We start from the raw sequence: 24,958 nt of genomic DNA, 5'->3' as shown, positions 1-24,958 counted from the left end.
CCCTGTTACCGCCGTGAAAGGGCGGTGTCCTAGGCCACTAGACGAAGGGGACACACTACAACATTCACTCCCTGCTTCGTATCGCTGTGTGCTTTACGCTGCAAGTGGCGCGCATTCTATGGATGGATTGGAAGGTCGTCAACCCCCTGATATAAATTTATTTAAATCAATGACTTCGCCCCGCTTTACGAGCCCATTCGGACTTTTCCGTCGCCCGACGATTGACGCCTATATTCCGACACTCGCCAAGGCGTTATAGTCCACCGCACACGTGATGGCAATCTGCACCCCAAGGGCCAGCATTTATATAAGCAGCCCTGCGGCCGATACAGATTGAGCTTCGCCGATCCAACCCGTCGAGCGGCGCTAGGCTCTTATATGCCAAGCCACTACACTCGCACGCGAACCCTATAAAGAGGTCTTACCGGTGACACCACTCATGATCACCCTGCTAGTCATAGCCGGGATCGCAATCTTGATCGCCATTGGCTACATGAACCATGTGGTGGAAAACACCAAACTGGAGAAGGCCCGTACCAAGGTCGAACTCAACGACCGCCTGCGCCGTTGCGGCGAACTGACCGAAACCTTCCCCGGCCAGTTCATGACCCCGGCCCTGAAGCTGTTGATGACCCGCCTGGAACTGAACGTCTGTCAGCGCCTGCTGAACCTGGAAAAGACCAGCGCCACAACCAAGGCCCGCATCACCGAACTGAGCGCCCTCGTCGCCCAGGGCGAGTCGATTCCGGTCAACAACCCGCCGGCCCCGATCCAGACCGAAGCCAAGGCCAAGGACGTGCGCTTCCTCCTCGAAGCCCTCCACGGCCAGATCACCCGGGCCGCCCAGGACGGCTTCCTGCCACCGAACGAAGCCAAGCACTGGATTCGCGAAGTACGCCACATCCTCGTGCTGCTGCACATCGAGTTCTTCAACAACCTCGGCCAGCACGCCCTGCAACAGAACCAGCCGGGCCAGGCCCGCCTCGCCTTCGAACGTGGCGTGCAATACCTGCGCAAACAGCAGGACCCGCAGATCTACGCCGAACAACTCCAATACCTGGAAAAACTCCTGGCCCGCGCCAACGCCCAGGTCATGGACAAGATCGCCCCGGTCGAAGGCGAAGAAAACCAGCTGACTGCCGGCCTCAAGGATGTCGAGGCTGATGCGGACTGGAAGAAGAAAGTTATTTACGACTGAGTGCAGTCAAAGAGAGAAGCCACCGGGAGGTGGCTTTTTTATTGGCTGCGGGGAAAATCAAAATCAAAAGCGCCCTCACCCTAACCCTCTCCCGGTGGGAGAGGGGACTGACCGCGTTGTTTGGGAGAGGTACGCCGACGTGAGATACCGAGGTGAACTCAGGTCTTAAAAAGCCCACATCCCGCACCTGCTTTGGCTTTGGCTTTGGCTTTCACCACTCAACACAATGAGCGTTAGCTCGAGTACCGCTTTTGACGTGCCGGCCCCATCGGAAGGCTGAGTGGAGGGATTTATCCGGGGGTGGGCGCGTAGCGCCGTTTGGCGAAGCCAAACACATCGAGAGGAGGTGCAGCGAAGCAAACCGGAGGCGATGCCCCCGGATGAATCCCGTAACGAAGGAACACCGAGCCTCAGCGAGGGGCCGAACGCCGGGGCCCAGCCTTTTGGTTCCTTTTTGGCGTTTGAAAAAGGGACTCGCCGTAAGGGCGAAACCGCCAGCGGCAGCACCCGCAGAAACGGATATGAACGCAATAAAACGGGAACCTGGTCGGCCCAAAGGCCGCCAAGGTCAAAACAAATCAAAGCCTGAAGTGCCCAACCATCCCCCTCAGCTCACTCCCCAACTGCGCCAGCTCAACACTCGAAGCCGCATTCCCGCGCATCGCAATCGACGACTGATCCGCACTCGCCCGAATACTGGTCACACTGCGATTGATCTCCTCGGCCACCGAACTCTGCTCCTCGGCCGCCGCCGCAATCTGCTGATTCATCTGCTGAATCAACGAAACCGCCGCCGCAATACTCCCCAGCGCACTCTCGGTCTGCAACGCATCACTCACCGCCAGCTTCACCAGCTCGCCACTGCTCTGAATCTGCTGCACCGACGAATGCGCCGCCGAACGCAAGGCGCTGACCAGTCGCTCGATCTCCTCGGTCGACTGCTGGGTGCGTCGGGCCAGCGCCCGTACCTCATCGGCGACCACCGCAAAACCCCGGCCCTGCTCGCCCGCCCGCGCCGCCTCGATAGCGGCGTTGAGCGCCAGCAGATTGGTCTGTTCGGCAACACTCTTGATCACCTCGAGCACCGTACCGATGTTCTGGATTTCTGCGCTCAGGCTTTCGATGCTTGAACTGGCCGACGTCGCCGAATCCGCCAGTTGCTCGATCCGAGCCATGCTCTGACGCACCACCTGCTGGCCACTCTCGACCTTGTCGTCGGCAGTCTGCGCTGCGAGCGCCGCTTCTTCGGCATTGCGCGCCACGTCGTGTACGGTGGCGGTCATCTCGTTCATCGCCGTGGCGACCTGCTCGGTTTCCTCTTTCTGGCTGCTGACTTCAAGGTTGGTCTGCTCGGTCACCGCCGACAGTGATTGCGCGGAACTGGCCAGCTGTTCAATGCCAGCCTGCAACCCACTGACGATGGTGCTCAGGCCCGCGCCCATCTGCTGCATGGACTGCATCAGTTGACCGATCTCGTCACGACGAGTCACTTCCACGGTTGCACTCAAGTCACCGGCGGCGATCCGCTGAGCGACATGCATCACGCTGCGCAACGGCGCGACGATCAATCGTGTGATCACCCACGCCGCAATCAGCCCGACCAGCAATGCCAACGCCGACGAGCCGATGATCAGCACCGAGTTCTTCTTCAACTCACCCTGCATCGCGACGTCCTGGGCGACATAGGCCTGATCGACCCGTTCCACCACCTGGGCGGCACGCTGATGCAGCTGCTCGTAGACGGTTTTTTCCTGAGCCAGAAGCCCGGTGTACTCGGCAAGTTTGTCATTGAAACCGGCGATGTGCCCTGACACCTCATTGAGGACCGTCAGATAACCTTCGTCCTTGACCGTGGACTTCAATTGTTCGGCTTGTGCCTGGGCCTGGGCGGCCTGTTCGATGTTGCCCTTGGCGCTGTCGTCGCCCTTGCGGCTCTGATCCAGCCGGACCCGCGCTTCGTTCATCGCCTGCAGCATCAGCCGCGATACCTGGCTGACCTGGCTCGCCTGTTCAATGAACTGCGCCCCGTCCTTGCCCTCGCTGTCTTTCAGGGTATAGGCGCCATCATCGGCAAGCCCGGCCTGCAGGACGTCGAGGTTGTTGGCAACACTGGACACCGACCAACTGGCCATCTCCAGCGCCAGATCCTTGGCCTGGGTCAGCGAAACGAACTCATCGAAGGCTTTACGGTAAGCGCCCAGCGACTGCTGGACATCGTTCATGACCGACTCATTGCCCGGAGACAAAGCCTTGAGCTGGTCAGCCATGGCGATCAGGCCATCCACTCCCTCGTGCAAGGCATCGGCGGTTTTCGGATTGCCGTGCAAGGCGTAGTCCTGCTCCAGCAGGCGCACTTTGAGCAGGCCGCTGTTGAGTGAGGACATCTGTTTGAGCCCGTCGAAGCGCTGACTGATGGTCTGCAGGGACCAGACGCCGATGGCCGCCACCAAGGCAGTCAACAGCAACACCAGCACGAACCCGATACCCAGTTTTTTCGCCATACCGAGGTTGGCAAAACGTCCTTGCACGGCCGAAATCATTGCGCGTAGTCCCCTGCCAAAGTCTGTTGCCGAAGAGTCGCAACGGCCATGAAGCAGCACAAGTCTCTGGCGTCGGAATAATGGCAAAAAGCTACGCACGCGTCGTTTTCAGAACACTTGAGGTCGATCCACGGCCGCACTGCGAAAAAACTGGCGCGCCCGCGGATCGCAGGCGTAAGCCACATTGATGCGCTGCCAGTCACTGGCTTCGCCACTGGGACTGAAGGATGTAGCACAGGACAATTGCACGCCATGACGAGAGGCCTGCCTGCGCAAACGCCCTTCGTCCGCCAGCGGCGAGCGAGCCCAAATGAACAGGCCGCCCGTCGGTTTGCCAAACACCTCCCAATCGGCATCTTCCAGCGCCTGCAAGGCCGCCGTACGGTCAGTGTTGAGCCGCAGGCGCTGGCGCTGCACCAGTTTTCGATAGGCGCCACTGGCCAGCAGTACCGCCAGAACCGCCTCGCTGAACCTTGAAGTGCCCATGCAACTGATCATCTTGACCCGCGTCAGTTGCTCGATCACCTCGACACTTGCCAATACAAAGCCAGACCGCAGCGAGCTGCTCAGCGTCTTGGAGAAACTGCCGACATAGATCACCCGCCCCTCTTCTGCATCCAGTGCCGCGAGCCGCGTGCCGCTACCGTTATGCAGGTCGGCGTAGACGTCGTCTTCGATCAGCCGCAGTTCGTAGGTTTTGCTCAATTGCAGAATGCGCCGCGCCACTGCCGGTGCCAGACAACTCCCCGTGGGGTTGTGGTGATGACTGTTGATGAACAGCGCCGCCGGCCGGAACTGCTGCAACAACACTTCAAGCGCTTCAAGATCCGGCCCACCAGGCGTACGGCGAACCTCCAGCATGCGCACACCGTGCAGCCGCAGGAGGTCAAACAGCGGCGCATAACCCGGTGTTTCGACTACCACGCAGTCACCAGCCCGGAACAGGGTACGCACGATCAGATCCAGACCGTGGCTGGCGCCTGCCGTGGTCAGCACCCGTTGGTCGTCAGCCTTGATATCGAGCAATCCGAGTCGTTTGACGATTTGCTCGCGCAGCGACAGGAGCCCCAGAGGCGTGTTGTAGTTGAACAGACTGGCCATATCAGTGCGGGCCACCTGACGGATCGCATAGCTGAGATCATCCGGCTCTCGCCAACTCTCCGGCAAAGCGCCGTCGCCCAGCTTAAGACCTCCGCGCCATTCGTAATCAGCATCACAGCCATGGCGTTCGTCTTCAAAGGCGCAATTGCCGAATACCTTGCCAGCCGCCACCATGAACCCCGAGCCCTGGCGCGAGGCCAGAACCCCCTGTGCCACCAGACGCTCACAGGCCTCCATGACACTCGACTGGCTGAGCAGATTCGACCGAGCGATTTGTCGCACGGAAGGCAAGCGCGTTGCCGGCGGCACCTGTCCCTGCACGATCCATTCGATCAACCCATCAACAATCTGCTGTACGACCGGCACCATTGCCTGTCGGTCAATTCTCAATTCCATGAGTGGCCAAACTCCTGTCCGTTTTACTCGCGGCAGTAAATCACAGCCGCGCCGGTCAGGCTGTGCGACAAAACCGTCAAAAGCCACCGTTCTAACTATTTGAAACACATTGTTTATCAATGATATGGAACTGACTACAGACGAAAAAAACCGCCGGCAGGCGGGTCTTTTCCTGCATCAACAGACACTTTTTCAGAATGCGGTAACACCACCGTCTACGGCCAGTGAATGACCGGTGGTGAAAGCTGCGCCATCGCTGCACAGGTACAACACGGCGCTGGCAATTTCCTCGACCTTTCCGATGCGGCCGACCGGATGCATGGCGTTGGCGAATTCGCCCTTCTTCGGGTCAGCCTCATAGGCGCGACGGAACATGTCGGTATCAATCACCGCCGGGCAAACGGCGTTGACGCGGATTTTCTTCTTGGCATATTCGATGGCGGCAGACTTGGTCAGACCGATCACCGCGTGCTTGGAGGCGGCGTAGATACTCATCTTCGGCGCGGCGCCCAGCCCGGCCACCGACGCGGTGTTGACGATCGCCCCACCGCCCTGCGCCAGCAACAGCGGCAACTGGTATTTCATGCACAGCCAGACGCCTTTGACGTTGACGCCCATGATCGCATCGAACTCATCCATCGAGCCCTCGGCCAGTTTGCCTTTCTCGATTTCGATGCCGGCGTTGTTGAAGGCATAGTCGAGACGGCCGTAGGTCTTGATCACCTCGTCCATCAGATTTTTCACATCGCTTTCGACGGTAACGTTGCAACGTACGAAGGTCGCGTCACCTCCGGCTGTACGAATCAGCGCCACAGTGCCCTCGCCCCCGGCGGCATCCAGGTCGGCCACCACCACTTTCAGACCTTCGGCGGCGAACGCCTGGGCGGTCGCGCGGCCGATACCGTTGGCGGCGCCCGTGACTACGGCTACCTGACCGGAAAACGTCATGTTCATTGCGATGTCCTCGAATGCGGGGATTGATGAGGGCAGCATAGTCACAGCCACCTCCCCGGCGGCAGCACTATCAAAAGGCCGTTTAACTGCCCATGAATTGCAGTGATAAACCTGTGCCGCCCACTATCACCCTGTTTGATCGACCTGCATTCGCCTCGTCAGCCAACCTTGCAGCATCCCCCGGGACGGTCTATCAACAAGGCTTCATCCCGTTGAGTGCCTGTCATGACTAACCAGACCAATCGTCAGTTCCTGCTTGCCAAACGCCCGGTGGGCGCCGCCACCCGAGAAACCTTCACTTATCAGCAAGTGCCGGTGGGTGAGCCGACGGCGGGACAGATACTGGTCAAGAACGAATACCTGTCCCTCGACCCCGCCATGCGTGGCTGGATGAATGAGGGCAAGTCCTACATCCCGCCGGTCGGTCTCGGTGAAGTCATGCGCGCATTGGGCGTAGGCAAAGTCATCGCGTCGAACAACCCTGGGTTTGCGGTCGGCGACTACGTCAACGGTGCCATTGGCGTGCAGGATTATTTCCTCGGCGAGCCAAGAGGTTTCTACAAGGTCGATCCGAAACTGGCACCGCTGCCGGTTTATCTTTCCGCACTGGGCATGACCGGCATGACCGCATACTTCGCCCTGCTCGATGTCGGCGCACCGAAGGCCGGGGACACCGTGGTGTTGTCCGGTGCCGCGGGGGCGGTCGGCAGCATTGCCGGGCAGATCGCCAAAATCAAAGGCTGCCGGGTGATCGGCATCGCCGGCGGTGCCGACAAGTGCAAGTTCCTGATTGACGAACTGGGCTTTGACGGTGCCATCGACTACAAGAGCGAAGACGTGTTGGCGGGCCTTAAACGTGAATGCCCGAAAGGCGTGGACGTGTATTTCGACAACGTCGGCGGCGACATCCTCGACGCGGTGCTGAGCCGTCTGAACTTCAAGGCGCGCGTAGTGATCTGCGGCGCCATCAGCCAGTACAACAACAAGGAAGCGGTCAAAGGCCCGGCCAACTATCTGTCGCTGCTGGTCAACCGCGCTCGGATGGAAGGCTTCGTGGTGATGGACTACGCGGCGCAGTACGCCAGCGCCGCCCAGGAAATGGCCGGGTGGATGGCCAAGGGGCAGCTCAAGAGCAAAGAAGACATCGTCGACGGCCTGGAAACGTTCCCGGAAACCCTGGGCAAACTGTTCAGCGGCGAGAACTTCGGCAAACTGGTGTTGAAGGTCTGAAAACAACGAAGGGAGCCATCGGGCTCCCTTCTTTGCATCTTCAGCTGTTCGCTCAGGCCAGTTCTGCAACCACCGAGGCCAGCGCCTTGGCAGGATCTGCCGCCTGGCTGATCGGACGGCCGATCACCAGATAATCGGAACCGGCATCCAGCGCCTGACGCGGGGTCAGGATGCGACGCTGGTCGTCCTGCGCACTGCCCGCCGGACGAATCCCCGGGGTCACCAGTTGCAGCGACGGATGCGCGGTTTTCAGCGCGGTGGCTTCCAGCGCCGAACACACCAGACCATCCATACCAGCCTTCTCGGCCAGTGCTGCCAGGCGCAGCACCTGCTCCTGCGGCTCGATGTCCAGACCGATACCCGCCAGATCCTCACGCTCCATACTGGTCAGCACGGTGACACCGATCAGCAACGGTTGCGGGCCACTGCGCTTGTCCAGCTCTTCACGGCAGGCCGCCATCATGCGCAGGCCGCCGGAGCAGTGAACGTTGACCATCCACACGCCCATCTCGGCAGCGGCCTTGACCGCCATCGCCGTGGTGTTGGGAATGTCATGGAATTTCAGGTCGAGGAACACCTCGAAACCCTTGTCACGCAGGGTGCCGACGATTTCCGCGGCGCAACTGGTGAACAGTTCCTTGCCCACTTTGACCCGGCACAGTTTCGGGTCCAACTGGTCGGCCAGCTTCAGTGCGGCGTCACGGGTGGGAAAATCCAGGGCGACGATGATAGGAGTCTGGCAGGCGGACATGGATGGGCTCTCAGGCAAGTCGAAATCGGCGCGCATTGTAGCGGAACCGGCGGCGGCGCGGCACCCGATGATCGGTAAATCGTCGCGCCGGACGTGATCAGCATAGCCTTGCAGGGTATTGTGTCGAAGCCGATACACAACCGACACGCCGACAACATGCGTCCGCGCTAGCCTCGCCAGCCGCAACATGTCCTTACAGCAGCCCTTCCCGCCTCACGGCCGGACGCCTATGCTGAAACCACAACCTCGCAGCCTATCTTTGTGGTTGGCGGCCTACTGGCAGATGAACAGCCCCATGCACAACTCCCAAGTCTCCGTGAATGAAGAGCAGAAAGACGACAAGCGCTGGAGCATCCGGGCATTGATCGTCGACGATGACGTGCCGATCCGCGAACTGATGATCGACTACCTGGCCCGTTTCAACATTCACGCCAGCGGTGTCACCGACGGCGCGGCCATGCGCCAGGCGATGCAGGCCGAACATTTCGACGTGGTGGTGCTCGACCTGATGCTGCCCGGCGAAGACGGCCTGTCGCTGTGCCGCTGGCTGCGCGCCGAATCGGACATCCCGATCCTGATGCTCACCGCTCGCTGCGAACCCACCGACCGGATCATCGGCCTGGAACTGGGTGCCGATGACTACATGGCCAAACCGTTCGAACCCCGGGAACTGGTGGCGCGGATCCAGACGATTCTGCGTCGGGTGCGCGACGACCGCACCGAACAGCGTGCGAACATTCGCTTCGACAACTGGCGCCTGAACAGCGTCCTGCGACAGTTGATCGCTGACGATGGTCTGGTCGTGCCGCTGTCCAACGCCGAATTCCGCCTGCTCTGGGTATTCATCGAGCGTCCGCGTCGGGTACTCAGCCGCGAACAATTGCTGGACGCCGCCCGGGGCCGCTCGATCGAAGCCTTCGACCGCAGCATCGACCTGCTGGTCTCGCGCCTGCGGCAAAAACTCGGCGACGACCCGAAAGCCCCACAGCTGATCAAAACCGTACGCGGTGAAGGTTACCTGTTCGACGCACGGGACATCGGCTGATGCGGGCGCGCTTCGACACGCTGTTCGGCCGCCTGTTTGGCATGCTGTTCGTGGCGATCGTCCTGGCGCACCTGTTGGCTTTCGCCTGGTTCCACCATTACGGCCCGCCACCACCGCCTCCACCGCCGACGTTTTCCGAAGGTCTCGACGGCCATCAGCCGCCGCCGGACCCGCGCTTCGCACGGCGTCCCCCACGCCCATGGTTTGGCGGGCCACTGGTGCCGCTGACCTTTCAGTTCATCTCGTTGATGATCGCTGCGTGGTACGGCGCCAAACTGCTGAGCCGACCGATCCAGCGGCTGAGCAACGCAGCCGAACGCCTCAGTGAAAACCTCGACAGCCCCCCGCTGGATGAGTCCGGCCCGCGCGAAGCACGCCAGGCGGCGCACACTTTCAACCTGATGCAGCAACGGATTCGCGAGCAGGTACAGCAACGCGCACGCATGCTCGGCGCCGTCTCCCACGACCTGCGCACACCGCTGTCGCGGCTGAAACTGCGCCTGGAAAAGATCGACGACGACAAACTCCAGGGCCAGATGCGTCAGGACCTCAACGACATGATCGGCATGCTCGACGCCACCCTCACCTACCTGCACGAACAACGCACCAGCGAAGCGCTGCAATTGATGGACGTGCAGGCGCTGGTCGAGTCCCTGTGCGAGAACGCCCAGGACCAGGGCGCCGACGTACAGGTCAGCGGCCACTGCGCGCCCTTGCAGGTGCAGCCGATGGCTTTGCGCTCGTGCATCAACAACCTGATGGACAACGCCTTGCGCTATGCCGGGCAGGCACACATCGAACTGCAGGATCAGCGCGAACAACTGCTGATCCGCGTCATCGACCACGGCCCGGGCATCGCTGCGGACAAGCGTGAAGCCGTGTTCGAACCGTTCTTCCGCCTGGAAGGCTCACGTAATCGCAACTCCGGCGGCGTCGGCCTGGGCATGACCATCGCCCGGGAAGCCGCGCAACGCCAGGGTGGACAACTGAACCTCGAAGAAACCCCCGGCGGCGGCCTCACCGCCGTGATTCGCCTGCCCCGCCACTGAAGCCGACTGTGTACCGCCCGGTACAAAATCCACATACCCAAGACACCTCGCGCCTTGACGCTGCCTGAGCCGGTACACAAACCGGTTTTCCAGCCCAAGGAGAGAGCCCGATGATCGGTAGCGTGAGCAACTACACGAACTACACCAGCACCAGCAGCACCACCACGCAAAACACTCGCAGCCAGCAACTGCAAAAGGAACTGTTCGCCAAACTCGACAGCAACGGCGACGGCGCGGTGGATCAGGACGAACTGAGCAGCGCCCTGTCGCAAAAATCCAACGACGGATTGCTGGTCAACCTGAGCAAACAATTCGGCGATCTGGACAGCGACAGCAGCGGCAGCCTCAGCGCCGACGAAATGGCCGCCATGACGCCACCACCGCCACCCGATCACGACCAGGCCCCCGACACCGACCTGGCCGACGCCCTGATCAAAGCCCTCGACACCGACGGCGACGGCGCCATCAGCGGCGACGAACTGAGCAGCGGCCTGACCAGCGCCGGCAGCACCGCCGACAGCAGCAAAATCTTCTCCGCCCTGGACAAGAACAAGGACGGCGTCGTCAGCCAGGACGAACTCACCGCCAGCCTCACCCCGCCACCACCGCCGCCCCGGGTTTCCAGTGACGAACTGTTCAGCCAGCTTGATGCGGACGGTGATGGAAATGTGACGGCGACTGAGTTGAGCAGCGTGTTGCAGACCAGCGACAGCACATCGTCCTCCAGCACCGATAGCAGCGCGGCGCTGCTCAAGGTACTGGATAGCGACAGCAGTGGTGGCGTGAGCAGTGATGAATTGAAGGCTGCGTTACACGCGGGGCGTCAGCGACCGAACGATGAACAGACCGCCAGTACCACTCAAACCACGACCGAAGCGTTGAACCGGATGATTGCCAATTTGAGCAAGCAGTATTCGCTCGATAGTACGGCGTCGGTGGGCAAGTATTTGAATGTGGCGACTTGAGATTGGATGAGAAGAATTGCTCTCGAGTTAAGACCTGAGGAGCGATTAACTCTGGCTGGGTGAGTGGTTTGCTTTGGCTTTGCGGTGTGTCATCAAAGCGGCCCTCACCCTAGCCCTCTCCCGAAGGGAGAGGGGACTGACCGAGTTGTTTGGGAGAGGTACGCCGACGTGGCATACCGAGGTGAACTCGGGTCTTTAAAAGCACACATCCCGCACCTGCCTCCTCTACCTCTACCTCTGCTTTGGCTTTGGCTTTGGCTTTGGCTTTGGCTTTGGCTTTCCACCACTCAACACGATGAGCGTTAGCTCGAGTAAAGCTTTTGACGTGCCGGCCCCATCGGAAGGCTGAGTGGAGGGATTTATCCGGGGGTGGGCGCGTAGCGCCGTTTGGCGAAGCCAAACACATCGAGAGGAGGTGCAGCGAAGCAAACCGGAGGCGATGCCCCCGGATGAATCCCGGAACGAAGGAACCTCGAGCCTCAGCGAGAGGCCGAACGCCGGGGCCCAGCGTTTTGCTTACTTTTGGGCGTCTGCAAAAGTGAGTCGCTGTAAGAGCGAAACCGCCAGCGGCACCACCCGAAGAAACGGATATTCACCCAAAACAACCCAAAGCCTGGCCGGCCCGAAGGCCGCCAAGGCCCACCGTCAACGCCGATCCTCAACCCGAACCTGACTCTTGCTCCAATCCGTCAACAAACTATAAGCAACCGCCAAAAGCGTAGGCCCGATAAACAACCCGATAAACCCGAACGCAATCAACCCGCCAAACACCCCGAGCAACACAATCACCAACGGCAGATTCCCGCCACGACTGATCAGATACGGCTTGAGCACGTTGTCCACGCCACTGATGATGAACGTCCCCCAGATCCCGAGAAACACCGCCATCCCGTACTCACCCTTCCAGGCCAGCCACGCCGTGGCCGGAATCCACACCAGCGGCGGCCCCATCGGAATCAGACTGAGCAGGAACGTCACGATCCCCAGCACCAGAGCCCCCGGCACCCCGGCAATCAGGAACCCGATCAGCGCCAGAACCGCCTGCGCCGCCGCCGTACCGATGACCCCGTTGACCACCCGCTGTACAGTGCCGGCCACCAGCTCGATGTAGTACCCGGCACGATCACCGATCAACCGCTCCAGCAGGCTGTGCACGAACGCCGCCAGTCGCGGACCGTCACGATAGAAAAAGAACACGAAGACAATGCTCAGGGTCAGCTCGAGAATCCCGCCGCCGATCTGCGCACTGCGCGCCAGCAACCAGTTGCCGACCTGCCCCAGATAAGGCTTGATCGACACCATCAGCGCCGCGCCCTGCTGATCGACACTGTTCCAGAACCCGACCAGCCGCTCACCCACCAGCGGAATCGTGCCGAGCCAGGCCGGTGCTTCCGGCAGACCATCGACCTGCACATCCTTGATGAACACCGTGGCATCGCGCACGTGATCGGCCAGGTTGAAACCCAACCAGACCAGTGGTGCCGCCACCAGCAGCATCCAGCCCAGGGTCAGGATACCTGCCGCCAGAGATTCGCGGCCGCCGAGCCAGCGCGTCAGCAGGCGCATCAACGGCCAACTGGCGAACGCCAGCACCGCGCCCCAGAACAGCGCCGACCAGAACGGCGCCATCACCCAGAAACTGGCGCCGAACAACACCAGCAACAGGATCTGCACCAGCAGACGATCATTATTGGGCATGTGAAATCTCGAAAAAATCAGTCAGGCAAAGAGTAGGCGAACACGCCGGACGTGTCCGCCAGAAACACCTTATCGCAACAGATCGATGCGCAGGCCGGCACCTTCGACATTGCCGGTTTCCATCCGTGCCGCGCGCACCCCCTGCGCAATCAGCGCCTGACGCCAGGCCTCGGCCTTGAGCCCGGAGACCGTGACCCGCAACGTGGTGTCGAGGTTCAGGCCACGGGACAGCAGGCGCAGCCAGGTGTCATCGGGATCGCCGGCCAGTTTCGGCAGTTTCAGCTCACCGGTATCTTTCAACTGACGCAACAGGGTCGCGGACGTCGGCAGGAGAACACCCAACGGTGTAGCGGACTCGAACTGCTCGACGTGCAGATATGCTTTGCGATTGCCGCGAGTGATGCTGTAGAGCGCCACCAGCGTGTTGTCGCGGGGCGCCGCCAGCCTCAACAGCAGATAGGCCTGCTGCTCGTCGGCGCCGTACAGCTTGGCATTGCCGAACACTTCGTTGGCCCACAGGCTGCTTTCGCCGCAATCCCTGGCCTGACACCAGAACAACAGCTCGGCATCCTGCTTTTGCAGGGCCTCGCGGGCGACGGTGAAAGCTTCGTTGGCAGAATGTTCGGGGGGCAATTCGTAGGTGACCGAGGTGGTTTGCCCACGGGCGCCGACCTGGCCATCGAAACGCAACTGGCCACTGATCTTGCGGATCGAGCCCATCGGGTAAATCCGCCCCAGCTCCACGGGAGGGCGATAGTCGACGATCTGCGCATCGGCCAGACGCGGCACGATCGGCAGATCCTGACTGCCCGGCAGGTCGGCAGCAAGCAACACGGGACTGAAACAGCACAGCACCAGCAGACTGAAAGATCGCATGGACAGGCTCATCGGATCGGCATGGCCGGGGCGTCTTTCTGGCTATTCGGGTTCGCAGCGGTGTAGTAATCCATTGTGGTTGTCTCCCATTTCAACCCGCCCAGCCTCGACAGTTGCCCGAGGCAAGTCAAGGAATGGCGAAGAACCGATTGAAACAGTCTGCGACAAGGACCGCACCCGACTCGTCGTTCAGGTGCAGATGGTGCCCGCCCGGCAGCTGTTCCCGGTTAAAGGGTAGACGTTCCAGCAGCTCGGGATGTTTGGCCAGCATGCCGTCGGCCGCCACCACCAATTGCGTCGGACAGGCAATGCGCTGGATGAAGGCCATCGCCTGTTCCTGAGTCAGACGCAGCGGCGATGGCAGGGTCAGACGGTTGTCGGTACGCCAGGTGTAACCGCCGGGCACTGGCATCAGGCCTCGTTGCGCCAGCAGTTCGGCGGCTTCACGACTGACCGCTACCAAGCCTTTCATGCGCGCCTCGATAGCCCGGTCGAGAGTGTTGTAGACCGGTTTGCGTTTTTCCCGAAGATCGAGCTGTGCCTGCAGGGCCATGCCCATGCGTTCGGCAGCGTTTTCGCCTTTATCCGTAGGAGGAATCACCCCGTCGATCAACGCCAAATGGCTGATGCGCTCCGGTAGCGAACCCGCCAGCACCAGCGAAACGATCGCCCCCAGCGAGTGCCCGAGCAGGCCGAAACGCTGCCAGCCCAGTTGCTCGGCGACTTGCAGCACGTCATGGGCATAGTCCCACAACGCGTAACCGGCGCCGTTAGGACGATGTCCCGAGTGACCGTGACCGGCCATGTCCAGCGCAACAATACGCAGGCCTTTGAGCCGTGGTGCAAGGCGGGCGAAGCTGTTGGCGTTGTCGAGCCAGCCGTGCAGGGCAATCACCGGCATGCCGTCTTCAGGGCCGAAAAGATGCGCCGCCAGTTCGATATGCGGCAAGCTCAGGCGCACCTCTTCGACCGCCGGGCTCATGCGCAATCCTTGTGCTGGCGGTTTTCCCAGCGAGTGAACAGGTTTTTCAGCAGTTGTGCGGTGTCCTGCGGGCGTTCGAGCGGAAACATGTGGCCGCCGGGCACGGTCAGCGACTCGCCCTGAGGCAGACGGCCGACGAAGCGGGTGTGATGGTTCATCACCACGCGGCTCTTGTGTCCGCGCACCACCGCCAACGGCACCTGAAGCTGCCGGGGGCGCCCGGGACTGGTGTGCGGCACGCCGCGATAGATACTGATTTCAGTGGCCGGATCGAAACGCAGGCGCAACTTGTCGCCGACCTTGTGCAAGCCGTGTTGCAGGTAGGCATCGAAGCATTCGGGATCGAAGCTTCGGAACAGGGTCTTGCCGGCAAAGTAGCTGCGGGCGCTGTCGAGGTCGGCAAACTCTTCGCGCCGCCCCAAAGTGCGGCCGGCCGGAGTCAGTTTGTCGATGAAGCCAAAACGCTTGGCAGCGCGGATCACCCAGCGGTCGGTGCGGGTCAGTACCGGCGAATCGAGCATAACCACCCCGCGATACAGCTCGGGGCACCGCAGTGCGGCGTGCAAATGCAGCATCCCGCCGAAGGAGTGACCCACACCCCAGACCGGCTCGTCCTGTTGTTGCAGGTGATGAATCAGCTCGTCGACCAGGTGATACCAGTTGTCACCCGCCGGAAATCGCGGGTCGTGGGCATGCTGCTCCAGATGCGTCACCCGGAACTCCGGCGCCAGCGCCGAGAACAGCTTGCCGTAGGTACCGGAAGGGAAACCGTTGGCGTGGGCGAAGAAGATCGGTTGCGACATACGGGCAAATCCATCGGCGGTAAACGTGGCGTTGATTGTCCGTAAGACCGCGCTCCACAGCAATGACCGTAACTGCCAGGAATGATGACAGTCCGGTCAGAGCTATGACGGATCGGTCAACGCGCCGGCGGTTGCTCGCCCAGCGGCACCACCGCCATGGTCAACCGCGACACGCAACTGGCCTTGCCTTCATCGCTGGTCAGGCGGATGTCCCAGACGTGGGTCGTGCGACCGATGTGAATCGGCTTGGCCACCGCAGTCACCCGTCCGCTGCGCAGGCCGCGCAGATGGTTGGCGTTGATCTCCAGTCCCACGCAATAGAACTTGCTGGCATCGATGCACAGGTAACTGGCCATCGAGCCGACGGTTTCGGCCAGCACCACCGAGGCGCCGCCGTGCAGCAGGCCGTAAGGCTGGTGGGTCCGATGGTCGATGACCATGCTGGCCGTCAGCGATTCTTCGTCGAAGGACTCGAAACGGATGTCCAGCACTTCGCCGATGGTGTTTTTCTGGATTGCGTTCAACTGCTCGATGTTCGGAGTGGTGCGCCACAAGGTCATCGCAGGCTTCCTTTGTTGTTTTGATCGACGCTCAATCCTGCCACAGCACCGCCTCGCTGCGCTCGCTCCATTCTTCGAAGCGCGCGCCATAGGTGTCTTCGATGACATTGCGCTTGATCTTCAGGGTCGGCGTGAGGAAGCCGTTCTCCACCGCCCAGCTGTCCTTGACCACCACCAGACGGCGCAGGCGCTCGTGCTTGTCGAGGACGGCGTTGACCTCCTCAAGCAGCTTTTCCAGGCTCGAATGCAGTTGCGGCCGTGCGTCTTCATGCCCTGCTGCCGAGATCACACACAGCCCCAGCGGTGCACTCAGACCATCGCCGACCACGCAGACCTGCTCGATCCGGGTGTGCACGGCGAGGCGGTTTTCGATCGGTGCCGGGGCGACGTACTTGCCTTTGCTGGTCTTGAAGATTTCCTTGAGCCGCCCGGTCAGGCGCAAGCGTCCATCGGCATCCTGCTCACCCTTGTCGCCGGTGCGCAGGAAACCATCGGTGGTCAGGGTTTCGGCGGTTTTCTGCGGCTCCTTGAAATAGCCGAGCATGTTCGCCTGGCTACGTACCTGCACTTCGCCGGACTCGTCGATTCGCACCTCGACGTCGGGACATGGCCGGCCGATCCAGCCTTCCTTGTATTGCCCCGGCAGGCAGATGTGCGAGTAACCGCAGCTCTCGGTCATGCCGTAGACCTCCAGCACGTCGAGCCCGAGTTTCTGATACCAGCGCAACAGTGTCAGTGGCACCGGCGCTGCACCGGACAACGCCACACGCAGGGCATCCAGCCCCAATCCGGCCAACACCTTGTGGCCGATCCGTTTACCGATAAAGGGCAGACCCAGGAGAAAATCCAGACGTTTCGCCGGGATCTTGCTGTAGACGCCCATCTGGAATTTGGTCCAGATCCGCGGCACGCCAAACATCGCCGTGGGCCGAGCCCGTTTCAGATCGGTGAGAAAAGTATCGAGGCTCTCGGCAAAGAAAACCGTCTGCCCGGTATAGATCGACGCCAGTTCGACAAACATTCGTTCAGCCACATGGCACAGCGGCAAATAGGAAAGCAGCCGGTCGTTTTCATTGAGGCCGAACAGTTGCGTACCGCGAGTGGTGGCGAAACCGAGATTGGCAAAACTGTGCATCACGCCCTTGGGCAGGCCGGTGGTGCCGGAGGTGTAGATGATCGTCGCCAGTTGATCGGCGGCGGGGCGCGGGTCGTCCTGGATCGGTGAGCTGCGTTGCAGGTCGTCCCAGTTGAAATCGAACGTGCCCGGCGGATGCAGCGGCAGGCTGATGGTCGGCAGACTCGCCGGTAAACCGGTCGACATGGCCGGCCAGTCATCCAGTTTGCCGATGAACGCCAATACACTTTCAGAATGGGTGAGGACCTGATTGACCGAGTCGGCAGTGAGGTTGGGATAGAGCGGTACCGAAACGTGCCCGGCCATCCAGATCGCCAGGTCAGCGATGATCCAGTGGGCGCAGTTTTTCGAGATCAGGGCAATGTGGCTGCCCTGGGGCAACTCCCGGGAGCGCAGCCAGTGCGCGGCGCAACGGGCCTGATGGCCGACGTCGGCCCAGGTCAGCGTCTCGACCTGCCCGCCGCCAATGGGCTGCACCAGGAAACGCTGGCGCGGGTGCCGGGCCTCGCGCTCGTAGAACACGTCCAGCGGCAATCGAAAAGCAGCAGACATGCGACTCGCTCCTTTCTTTTTGGGATGGAGCAAGCGTAGTCAACCAAGCAAGTGCTTGGTTGACTATTTCATACAAAAAATTTCACGGATGCTTGAGGCTGTTGAGCGTCATCGACCCGATCAGCAACTCGCTGTGCTCAAGCTCGGCCAGCCCGGCGGTGCTGACCTTTTCCGGCGGATAACCGGCGCCATGCTGCAGGTAGCTGAGCAGATGCCCGACCAGCGGGTTGTGGCTGACCAGCAGCACGTTGCTCACCGATACCAGTTGCTCGGCGACGCGATCCGGATCGACCTCGGGCGTCAGCCACTCGACCGTGCGGATCTCCGGTTCGAAACCCAGCGCCTCGCGTACCAGTTGCGCGGTCTGCTGCGCCCGCAAGTAAGGGCTGGCGTAGATCGCCGTCAGTGGCTGGCCCATCAATCGGGCGGCGCTGCTGAGCACTTCCTTGCGGCCGTGAGCAGTCAGTTCCCGCTCCGAGTCGGGGCGCGAGCCATAGGGCTCGGCCTCGCCGTGACGCAATACCCAGAGTTTCATAGCTTGGGTTCCTCATCCCGGGCCGGATGCGGTGCCGGCGCGACAACGTGTGGCGCTTCACCTTCCGGGGTACGCGGCGCCGGCCAGTCGGCGAACGGCCAGGGTTTCTGGTCGCTGTGGAAACTGCCGAAACGGCCGATCTGGGCCAGGAACTGGCTCAGGCTGTCGCCGAAATTCATCAGGCTGGCGCTCGGGGCGCCATAGATCAAACGATAGATCAACTGCACCAGCACCACCGCGCCGAGGATGAACTGCGCCACCTGCCAGACCACGATGTAGACGATCATCCACAACACCCGCAGCAGGATGGATTCGTACTTGGCTTCGGTTTTCGGATCGTTCATGTCTAGCTCCCCTGCCCTGAAATAAAAGGCAATCAGTTGAAACCACTGGTGGAAATGAAGTCGACGTCAGTCTTCGGCTCGGCACGCATCAACAGGCCGATCACCTGTTCCAGCGTGCGCCCTTCGAACAGGATCGCGTGGAGCCCGGCGACCAGCGGCATGTACACGCCGACCTCCTGGGACTTGGCCTTGAGCACTTTCAGGGTGTTGACACCTTCGGCCACTTCACCAAGGCGCGACACCGCTTCGTCGAGACTCAAGCCCTGGCCGAGGGCGAAACCGACCTGATAATTGCGGCTTTTCGGCGACGAGCAGGTGACGATCAGATCACCGACCCCGGCCAGACCGAGGAAGGTCATGGGATTAGCCCCCTGATTCACCGCAAACCGGGTCATTTCAGCCAGGGCGCGGGTGATCAGCATGCTCTTGGTGTTTTCGCCCATCTCCAGCGCTACCGCCATGCCGGCGATGATCGCGTAGACGTTTTTCAATGCACCGCCCAGCTCCACACCGAAACGGTCGGCACTGGCGTAGACGCGAAAGGTGCTGCCATGCAGCGCGGCCTGCACTTCTTTGCACAGTTCTTCGTCTTCGCTGGCGACCACCGTGGCGGTCAGCGCGTGCTCGGCGATTTCCCGTGCCAGGTTCGGCCCGGACAACACGCCGATGCGTGCTTGCGGGGCGATCTCTTCGAGAATCTGGCTCATCAGTTTGAAGGTGTGAGCTTCGATGCCTTTGGTCAGGCTGACCAGCATCTTGCCGCTCAGGCGCTCGGCATGCGCCGCCAATACCGTGCGCAGCGCGCTGGACGGCAACGCCACGAAACACAGTTCGCAGGCGTCGAGGGTTTCCTGCAGGTCGGTGACCGCCGTCACGCCGGGCAGAATCTTGATGCCTTTGAGATAACGCGGGTTCTCGCGATTGACCCGGATGGCCTCGGCCTGCTCGGGGTCACGCATCCACTGCCGGACTTGATGGCCGTTCTCGGCCAACAGATTGGCCACGGCGGTACCGAAACTTCCGCCTCCCAGGACCGCAATCGGGCGCTGTTCAGTCATATGTAATCCGTTAATCCATACCAGTGGCGATGCGGGCATTATACGGAGCGGCCCCTTCTCGGACAGCCCCGACGTCAATTACCGGCACTTGTAGGAAGAAGACCAATAAAACCGAGGAAAATGCCTGCAACGTGACTGGAAAAGTCACTGTCCTCGGTTAACATGCGCGCCAATTCTTTGCTATCAAGGCTGCGTCGTGTTTTCTGGCACTCCCTCCCCGCGTTCGTCCCTGCTATTGGCGCTGCTGTTCAGCCCGATGTTGCTGGCGGACGACCTGTTTCTCGACAGCGAGGCCTTGCCCCAGATCCTTACGGCCACACGCCTGAAACAGTCGCCGGCAGAAGTCCCCGGCAGCATGACCGTGATCGACAGCGAACTGATCAGTGCCAGCGGCGCCCGCGACATCAGCGAACTGCTGCGCCTGGTGCCGGGGATGATGGTCGGCAACATCAGCGGCAATCAGGCGGTGGTGAACTATCACGGCACCAACGCCACTGAAGCGCGGCGCATGCAAGTGCTGATCGATGGCCGCTCGGTGTACCGCGCCGGCCTCGCGACGGTGGACTGGAGCGACATCCCGGTGGCCATGGAAGACATCGAACGCATCGAAGTTTTCCGCGGCCCGAACACTGTCAGCTATGGCGCCAACGCGCTGATGGCGGTGGTCAACATCATCACCCGCAACCCGGCCGACAGCCACGGCACACGGCTGAAAATCACCCGTGGTCAACGGGGCATCAACGACTTCTATGCCAGCCAAGGAACGGGCTGGAATGGCGGTGACTTGCGCCTGTCGCTGTCCGGCCAGGAGGACGACGGCTTCGACAGCGACCGCACCGGCGCCGACTACCGCGACAGCCGCCGCTTGAACCGCTTCAGCCTTGCGGTCAGCCAGACCCTTAGCGACAACCAGAGCGTGGACTGGCAGCTTAACGCCAAGGACGGGACCAACCAGCGGCCCTATACCTACCGTCCGGTGTTCTCCGGGATTACCGCCGCCGGGAACAATTCCGACGTGATCGCCAAGGATTACGCCGGATCGGTGCGCTGGAACCTGGACATCAATCCCGATCACAGCCTTTATGTACAAGGCTCGGCGCAACACTGGGACCGCCAGCAAACCTGGCGCGCCTGCGACGCCGAAGTGTCGTTCAGCCCGCAACTCACGGAGCTGTGGCAACTCAACCCGAATTACACCGAGCGCCTGGCGCGCAACATGACCATGTTCACCGGCCCCGGCGCACCGCCCGGAACGCCGCAACAAATGGCCCTGGCCAATCAGGTCCTGGATCAGTGGCGTAATGGTGCGCGCCAGACCCTGTGCGGCGACATCGACCAGAGCGCCCGTGAGTCGCGCTATGACCTGGAATTACAGGACACCCTCAGCCTGTCCGACAGTCTGCGCCTGGTCAGCGGCCTGAACTATCGTTACGACCGGGCCGACTCCGAGACCTATTTCAACGGAACGCTGGACGACACCACGTGGCGCACGTTCGGCCAACTGGAATGGCGCGCCAGCGAACACTGGCTGTTGCAGGGCGGCGCCATGTTTGAAAACACCCAGTTGATCGGCAGTTCGCTGACACCCAGGTTTGCCGTCAATTACCTGATCAACCCGCGCCACAGCCTGCGTGCGGTGTACTCGGAAGCCATCCGCTCGCCGGACATGTTCGAGAACAACGTCAACTGGAGTTATCAGGTGACCAACCTGCGCCCCTCCGCCTACGGCCAGTCTTCGGCCCGCTACTTCGTCAAGACCCGGGGCCCCGGCGATCTGGACCAGGAGCACATGCGCTCGCGGGAACTGGGCTACAACGGCTTTTTCCCCGAGTGGGGCCTGGCGCTGGACGTGAAGCTGTTCTACGACGAAATCACCGGGATGATCAGCGAGCCGTTGCGCAACAATCAGTACATCGCCAGCAACGCCAACGACTCGCGCTTTCGCGGCACCGAAACCCAGTTGGACTGGCGCCTGAGTGCGGCCGATCGACTGCGCCTGACCTACGCCTACGTCGACGCCGAGGCGAGCAACCCGCTGGACCAGCAGTTCACCGCACGCAACAGCGGCTCGGCCGGTTGGCTGCGCGACTGGGGTCAGGGCTGGAACAGCGCCCTCTTCTATTACGGCGACAACGCACTCAACGGCTATCGCTTCGAGCGAGTCGATACCCGCATCGCCAAACGCATCCCGCTGGGCAAGGCTCAACTGCAATTGGCCGGGGTGCTGCAACAGCGCCTGGACAATGAGCCGACCACTTTCGTCGACAACAATTACGACGAACGCCGAGTGATGTACTTCAGCGCCGAGCTGGAGTTCTAGATGCGTTACGCCCTGTCACGGAAGATGCCAACGGTCAGCCAATGGCTGGCCGGACTGTGTCTGTTCCTGACTGCCTGGCTGCACGGCGTGGCGGTGCAGGCCGCCGACATTCTGTTGACCGGCGCCGAGGAAAGCCCCGGCGTGCAATCGTTCGTCCAGGCCCTGAGCGAGCTGCGCCCCACCGACCGCGTACATTTCCAGCCATTGGCGAGCCTGCCGGCGCCGGGCAAGCTGCCGTCCAGCCTGCGTCTGATCCTGCTGGACCTGCCGAGCCTCGACTGGCGCATGCAAGAAAGCCAGGGCCCGGCCACTCTGGTACTGCGCATCAGCCGGCTGCAAGCCCGGCAGCGCTTCGGCACCACGCAGCCGCCGCACTTGAGCCTGCTGTGGAGCGATCCGCCGCTGAGTCGCCAAATGCAGTTGATCCGACGGATTCTGCCCCAGGCCGTGCGGGTCGGCGTGCTGTTCGATCAGCACAGTGAGTTCCTGCTCAAGGAGCTGCAATCGGCCGCCCAGCCAATGAATCTGCAAATCGTCCCGCAGCGCTGGGACAACACCCTGGACAGCCGCCCGTTGCAGACCGTGCTGAAAAACAGCGATGTGCTGCTGGGTCTCGACGATCCCGACCTGTACAACCCGAAAACCGCGAAGAACCTGCTGCTCAGCAGCTATTCGCGGCAACTGGCGCTGATCGGCCCGAACGTCTCGTTCGTGCGTGCCGGCAGCCTCGCCAGTACTTACAGCGACCAGAGTGATTGGCTGGCGGTACTCGACGAACTGCTCGACCGTCCACCGACCACTTGGCCGAGAGCGCTCTACCCCGAGCGTTTTAAAGTATCAAGCAATGCGCAGGTGGCTCGTTCATTAGGGATAGAACCGATGAATGAAGCGTCTGTTGCCGCAGAGCTGGCCGAAGGAGAGCGCCGCCCATGATTTTCCGCCGTTGGGACATCAATACCCGCACCCAACTGATCAGCCTGGGCCCTGCGCTGTTGCTGACCCTGCTGCTGATCAGTTTTTTCACCTTCGTGCGCATCCAGGATTTGCGCCAGGAGCTGAACCACACCGGTCAACTGATCGCCAACCAGCTCGCGCCGGCCACCGAGTACGGGGTGATTTCCGGCAACAACGAAGTACTGGAAAGCCTGCTCAAAGCCACGCTGGCGACACCGAACGTGCGTTTTCTTGAAGTGCAGGACAGCGCCAACCGCATTCTGGCGTATGTCGAACAACCGGCGGATGCGCACAAGCGCCCGCATCAGGTCGAAGTGTTCCAGTCACCGGTGCGGCTGCAACGGATTGCCCTGCACAATGATTTCTTTCAGGACGGCAAAAGCACCAACGGCGGCGCCAGCGAAGATTATCTGGGCCGGGTGATCGTCGGCCTGTCCAACGATGCCTTCAGTCAGCGTCAGCAGGAAATCCTGCTCAAGGCCGGGATTCTGGCGCTGTTCGCTCTGCTCTTCACCTTTGTCCTGGCGCGGCGACTGGCCGGCAGCCTGTCACAGCCGATCCGCGATATCAGCGATGCGGTCAAGGCGATCCAGGACGGTGACTACAAGACCCCGCTGCCAATTGTCGATGACACCGAGTTGGGCACCCTGTCGCAGCACATCAACAATCTGGCCCAGGCGCTGGAGCAGGCCAGCCGCGAACAGCACCAGGCCATGGCGCAACTGATCCAGACCCGCGAAGAGGCGGAAAAGGCCAACAACGCCAAATCGGATTTCCTGGCGATGATGAGCCATGAGCTGCGCACCCCGATGAACGGTGTACTGGGCATGCTGCAACTGCTGGAAACCACCGAGATGACCGAGGAGCAGATCGAATACGCGGCGCTGGCTTCCGAGTCCACCGAGCATTTGCTCAAGGTGATCAACGACATTCTGGATTTCTCGCGCATCGAGCGTTCGGAACTGGAGCTGGAGCACATTCCGTTCAACCTCGCCGACTTGATCGGCGCCTGCGCCCAGTCGTTCCAGCACAGTGCGGCGCAGCGCGGCCTTACCCTGCAACTGCGGATTCCCGAAGACCTGCGCGGCTTGCAGGTACAGGGCGACCCGACGCGGATCCGGCAGATTCTGGTCAACCTGGTGGGCAATGCGCTGAAGTTCACCGAACAGGGTCGCGTCAGCATCGAGGCACAGTGGCAGTCGCTGGATCACGAGTTGCTCTGGTTCACCTGCTCGGTGCGCGACAGCGGCATCGGGATTTCCTCCGAGAGCCTGGAGTTGATGTTCAACGCGTTCCAGCAGGCCGACAGCTCGATTTCGCGTCGTTATGGCGGAACCGGTCTGGGCCTGCCGATTGCCCGCACCCTTGCCGAACGGATGGGCGGCACCTTGCGTGCGCAAAGCGAAGAAGGTCGCGGCTCGGTGTTTACCCTGGAAATTCCGCTGGCTCTATATAAGCAGGCATTGCCTGCGCTGGCGGCGCCACGGGCTATAAATGGCAACGCTCACGGTGAAGGACGAAATGTCTTGCTGGTGGAGGACAATCCGGTCAACCAGACCGTGATCGAAGCCATGTTGCGCAGTCTGGGCTTCACTGTGAGCGTCGCCACCGATGGCATGCAGGCCGTGCGCAGTGCTGGAGGCAATCGTTTCGAAGCAATTCTGATGGATTGCAGACTGCCGATCATCGACGGTTACGAGGCGACCCGACAGATTCGTCGCCTGCCCGGCTGCGGTCATGTACCGATCATCGCCCTGACCGCCAACGCGTTGCAGGGTGACCGGGAAAACTGCCTCTCGGCGGGGATGAATGATTACCTGGCCAAGCCGTTCAAACGTAACGACCTGCAGCAGATTCTGCAGCGCTGGGTGCAGTAGGGAGGCCCTTTCGAGCATCTGCGACTGGCGTGAAA

Annotated in this window: 21 protein-coding genes and 1 pseudogene; 8 read left to right on the top strand and 14 right to left on the bottom strand. The window is 61.3% G+C overall.

Annotated elements, in window-relative coordinates; all coding sequences use genetic code 11:
• The first annotated feature begins 439 nt into the window (after positions 1-439).
• A complete protein-coding gene (locus ACW9HX_RS22515) occupies positions 440-1,198 on the top strand; it encodes a hypothetical protein (protein WP_065261849.1) in 759 nt (252 codons plus the stop codon).
• A 578-nt stretch (positions 1,199-1,776) separates the two neighbouring features.
• Here the strand turns inward: ACW9HX_RS22515 and ACW9HX_RS22510 are convergent.
• The 4 genes and pseudogenes from ACW9HX_RS22510 to ACW9HX_RS22495 form a co-directional block, all read right to left on the bottom strand.
• The gene (locus ACW9HX_RS22510) at positions 1,777-2,640 is read right to left on the bottom strand and encodes a methyl-accepting chemotaxis protein (protein ID WP_457382307.1); all 864 of its coding nucleotides are present in this window, start codon (positions 2,638-2,640) and stop codon (positions 1,777-1,779) included.
• Positions 2,638-3,699, bottom strand: a pseudogene (locus ACW9HX_RS22505) (HAMP domain-containing protein); the annotation flags it as partial. The gene ACW9HX_RS22510 and the pseudogene ACW9HX_RS22505, both read right to left, overlap by 3 nt.
• Positions 3,700-3,846: 147 nt before the next feature.
• Positions 3,847-5,235 carry an aminotransferase-like domain-containing protein gene (locus tag ACW9HX_RS22500; RefSeq protein ID WP_457382304.1) on the bottom strand — a complete coding sequence of 463 codons (1,389 nt, stop codon included), beginning with the start codon at positions 5,233-5,235 and terminating at the stop codon, positions 3,847-3,849.
• Positions 5,236-5,427: 192 nt separating this feature from the next.
• Positions 5,428-6,189 carry an SDR family oxidoreductase gene (locus ACW9HX_RS22495; RefSeq protein WP_457382303.1) on the bottom strand — a complete coding sequence of 254 codons (762 nt, stop codon included), beginning with the start codon at positions 6,187-6,189 and terminating at the stop codon, positions 5,428-5,430.
• 225 nt (positions 6,190-6,414) lie between these two features.
• Between ACW9HX_RS22495 and ACW9HX_RS22490 the strand changes: the two genes are divergently transcribed.
• Positions 6,415-7,419 (top strand): NADP-dependent oxidoreductase, encoded by a 1,005-nt coding sequence (locus ACW9HX_RS22490; RefSeq protein ID WP_457382302.1) that lies wholly within the window; start codon positions 6,415-6,417, stop codon positions 7,417-7,419.
• A gap of 52 nt (positions 7,420-7,471) precedes the next feature.
• On the opposite strand, the gene pyrF is transcribed toward ACW9HX_RS22490, so the two are convergent.
• The gene (gene pyrF, locus ACW9HX_RS22485) at positions 7,472-8,170 is read right to left on the bottom strand and encodes an orotidine-5'-phosphate decarboxylase (protein ID WP_007960372.1); all 699 of its coding nucleotides are present in this window, start codon (positions 8,168-8,170) and stop codon (positions 7,472-7,474) included.
• 295 nt (positions 8,171-8,465) lie between these two features.
• On the opposite strand from pyrF, the gene ACW9HX_RS22480 reads away from it, so the two are divergent.
• From ACW9HX_RS22480 to xopAW, 3 genes are all read left to right on the top strand, one after another.
• Positions 8,466-9,215: a response regulator gene (locus tag ACW9HX_RS22480; RefSeq protein WP_085710962.1), complete on the top strand. Its 750-nt coding sequence runs from the start codon at positions 8,466-8,468 to the stop codon at positions 9,213-9,215.
• The gene (locus ACW9HX_RS22475; RefSeq protein WP_457382301.1) at positions 9,215-10,264 is read left to right on the top strand and encodes a sensor histidine kinase; all 1,050 of its coding nucleotides are present in this window, start codon (positions 9,215-9,217) and stop codon (positions 10,262-10,264) included. Before ACW9HX_RS22480 ends, ACW9HX_RS22475 begins: the two co-directional genes overlap by 1 nt.
• A gap of 110 nt (positions 10,265-10,374) precedes the next feature.
• On the top strand, positions 10,375-11,229 hold the full coding sequence (xopAW, locus tag ACW9HX_RS22470) for a XopAW family type III secretion system calcium-binding effector (protein WP_457382300.1): 855 nt from the start codon (positions 10,375-10,377) through the stop codon (positions 11,227-11,229).
• A 645-nt stretch (positions 11,230-11,874) separates the two neighbouring features.
• Here xopAW and ACW9HX_RS22465 read toward each other — a convergent pair.
• From ACW9HX_RS22465 to ACW9HX_RS22425, 9 genes are all read right to left on the bottom strand, one after another.
• Complete coding sequence (locus tag ACW9HX_RS22465; RefSeq protein ID WP_457382299.1) at positions 11,875-12,927, bottom strand: AI-2E family transporter; 1,053 nt, start codon at positions 12,925-12,927, stop codon at positions 11,875-11,877.
• Between the two features lie 69 nt (positions 12,928-12,996).
• Entirely contained in the window at positions 12,997-13,803 is an 807-nt protein-coding gene (locus ACW9HX_RS22460) for a DUF4892 domain-containing protein (RefSeq protein WP_457382298.1), read from the bottom strand.
• A 127-nt stretch (positions 13,804-13,930) separates the two neighbouring features.
• Entirely contained in the window at positions 13,931-14,785 is an 855-nt protein-coding gene (locus ACW9HX_RS22455; protein ID WP_457382297.1) for an alpha/beta hydrolase, read from the bottom strand.
• Positions 14,782-15,588 carry an alpha/beta fold hydrolase gene (locus tag ACW9HX_RS22450; RefSeq protein WP_457382296.1) on the bottom strand — a complete coding sequence of 269 codons (807 nt, stop codon included), beginning with the start codon at positions 15,586-15,588 and terminating at the stop codon, positions 14,782-14,784. Before ACW9HX_RS22450 ends, ACW9HX_RS22455 begins: the two co-directional genes overlap by 4 nt.
• A gap of 116 nt (positions 15,589-15,704) precedes the next feature.
• Positions 15,705-16,148 carry a hotdog fold thioesterase gene (locus tag ACW9HX_RS22445; RefSeq protein WP_007957810.1) on the bottom strand — a complete coding sequence of 148 codons (444 nt, stop codon included), beginning with the start codon at positions 16,146-16,148 and terminating at the stop codon, positions 15,705-15,707.
• A gap of 31 nt (positions 16,149-16,179) precedes the next feature.
• Positions 16,180-17,835 carry an AMP-binding protein gene (locus ACW9HX_RS22440; protein WP_457382295.1) on the bottom strand — a complete coding sequence of 552 codons (1,656 nt, stop codon included), beginning with the start codon at positions 17,833-17,835 and terminating at the stop codon, positions 16,180-16,182.
• Between the two features lie 82 nt (positions 17,836-17,917).
• Entirely contained in the window at positions 17,918-18,370 is a 453-nt protein-coding gene (sixA, locus tag ACW9HX_RS22435) for a phosphohistidine phosphatase SixA (RefSeq protein WP_085710970.1), read from the bottom strand.
• Positions 18,367-18,714, bottom strand: coding sequence for a DUF4389 domain-containing protein (locus ACW9HX_RS22430; protein WP_457382294.1), 348 nt, complete (start codon positions 18,712-18,714; stop codon positions 18,367-18,369). Before ACW9HX_RS22430 ends, sixA begins: the two co-directional genes overlap by 4 nt.
• Positions 18,715-18,746: 32 nt before the next feature.
• Complete coding sequence (locus tag ACW9HX_RS22425; RefSeq protein ID WP_457382293.1) at positions 18,747-19,772, bottom strand: NAD(P)H-dependent glycerol-3-phosphate dehydrogenase; 1,026 nt, start codon at positions 19,770-19,772, stop codon at positions 18,747-18,749.
• Between the two features lie 256 nt (positions 19,773-20,028).
• Between ACW9HX_RS22425 and ACW9HX_RS22420 the strand changes: the two genes are divergently transcribed.
• The 3 genes from ACW9HX_RS22420 to ACW9HX_RS22410 are packed head-to-tail and all read left to right on the top strand — an operon-like array spanning position 20,029 to position 24,923.
• Positions 20,029-22,092, top strand: a complete 2,064-nt coding sequence (locus tag ACW9HX_RS22420; protein WP_457382306.1) for a TonB-dependent receptor plug domain-containing protein — start codon at positions 20,029-20,031, stop codon at positions 22,090-22,092.
• Positions 22,093-23,025: an ABC transporter substrate-binding protein gene (locus ACW9HX_RS22415; protein ID WP_457382292.1), complete on the top strand. Its 933-nt coding sequence runs from the start codon at positions 22,093-22,095 to the stop codon at positions 23,023-23,025. It begins immediately after the preceding gene.
• A complete protein-coding gene (locus ACW9HX_RS22410) occupies positions 23,022-24,923 on the top strand; it encodes an ATP-binding protein (RefSeq protein ID WP_457382291.1) in 1,902 nt (633 codons plus the stop codon). The genes ACW9HX_RS22415 and ACW9HX_RS22410 overlap by 4 nt, the downstream gene beginning before the upstream one ends.
• The last annotated feature ends 35 nt before the right edge of the window (positions 24,924-24,958 follow it).

This window comes from Pseudomonas sp. SDO52101_S400, from assembly GCF_054071635.1.
The sequence above is the reverse complement of the archived record's forward strand: the minus strand, read 5'-3'. Positions and strand labels throughout refer to the sequence as shown.

Coding starts and splice junctions, on each gene's coding strand:
- ACW9HX_RS22515 (WP_065261849.1), top strand. CDS start 440: ATGATCACCCTGCTAGTCATAGCCGGGATCGCAATCTTGATCGCCATT.
- ACW9HX_RS22510 (WP_457382307.1), bottom strand. CDS start 2,640: ATGGGCGCGGGCCTGAGCACCATCGTCAGTGGGTTGCAGGCTGGCATT.
- ACW9HX_RS22500 (WP_457382304.1), bottom strand. CDS start 5,235: ATGGAATTGAGAATTGACCGACAGGCAATGGTGCCGGTCGTACAGCAG.
- ACW9HX_RS22495 (WP_457382303.1), bottom strand. CDS start 6,189: ATGAACATGACGTTTTCCGGTCAGGTAGCCGTAGTCACGGGCGCCGCC.
- ACW9HX_RS22490 (WP_457382302.1), top strand. CDS start 6,415: ATGACTAACCAGACCAATCGTCAGTTCCTGCTTGCCAAACGCCCGGTG.
- pyrF (WP_007960372.1), bottom strand. CDS start 8,170: ATGTCCGCCTGCCAGACTCCTATCATCGTCGCCCTGGATTTTCCCACC.
- ACW9HX_RS22480 (WP_085710962.1), top strand. CDS start 8,466: ATGCACAACTCCCAAGTCTCCGTGAATGAAGAGCAGAAAGACGACAAG.
- ACW9HX_RS22475 (WP_457382301.1), top strand. CDS start 9,215: ATGCGGGCGCGCTTCGACACGCTGTTCGGCCGCCTGTTTGGCATGCTG.
- xopAW (WP_457382300.1), top strand. CDS start 10,375: ATGATCGGTAGCGTGAGCAACTACACGAACTACACCAGCACCAGCAGC.
- ACW9HX_RS22465 (WP_457382299.1), bottom strand. CDS start 12,927: ATGCCCAATAATGATCGTCTGCTGGTGCAGATCCTGTTGCTGGTGTTG.
- ACW9HX_RS22460 (WP_457382298.1), bottom strand. CDS start 13,803: ATGCGATCTTTCAGTCTGCTGGTGCTGTGCTGTTTCAGTCCCGTGTTG.
- ACW9HX_RS22455 (WP_457382297.1), bottom strand. CDS start 14,785: ATGAGCCCGGCGGTCGAAGAGGTGCGCCTGAGCTTGCCGCATATCGAA.
- ACW9HX_RS22450 (WP_457382296.1), bottom strand. CDS start 15,588: ATGTCGCAACCGATCTTCTTCGCCCACGCCAACGGTTTCCCTTCCGGT.
- ACW9HX_RS22445 (WP_007957810.1), bottom strand. CDS start 16,148: ATGACCTTGTGGCGCACCACTCCGAACATCGAGCAGTTGAACGCAATC.
- ACW9HX_RS22440 (WP_457382295.1), bottom strand. CDS start 17,835: ATGTCTGCTGCTTTTCGATTGCCGCTGGACGTGTTCTACGAGCGCGAG.
- sixA (WP_085710970.1), bottom strand. CDS start 18,370: ATGAAACTCTGGGTATTGCGTCACGGCGAGGCCGAGCCCTATGGCTCG.
- ACW9HX_RS22430 (WP_457382294.1), bottom strand. CDS start 18,714: ATGAACGATCCGAAAACCGAAGCCAAGTACGAATCCATCCTGCTGCGG.
- ACW9HX_RS22425 (WP_457382293.1), bottom strand. CDS start 19,772: ATGACTGAACAGCGCCCGATTGCGGTCCTGGGAGGCGGAAGTTTCGGT.
- ACW9HX_RS22420 (WP_457382306.1), top strand. CDS start 20,029: ATGTTGCTGGCGGACGACCTGTTTCTCGACAGCGAGGCCTTGCCCCAG.
- ACW9HX_RS22415 (WP_457382292.1), top strand. CDS start 22,093: ATGCGTTACGCCCTGTCACGGAAGATGCCAACGGTCAGCCAATGGCTG.
- ACW9HX_RS22410 (WP_457382291.1), top strand. CDS start 23,022: ATGATTTTCCGCCGTTGGGACATCAATACCCGCACCCAACTGATCAGC.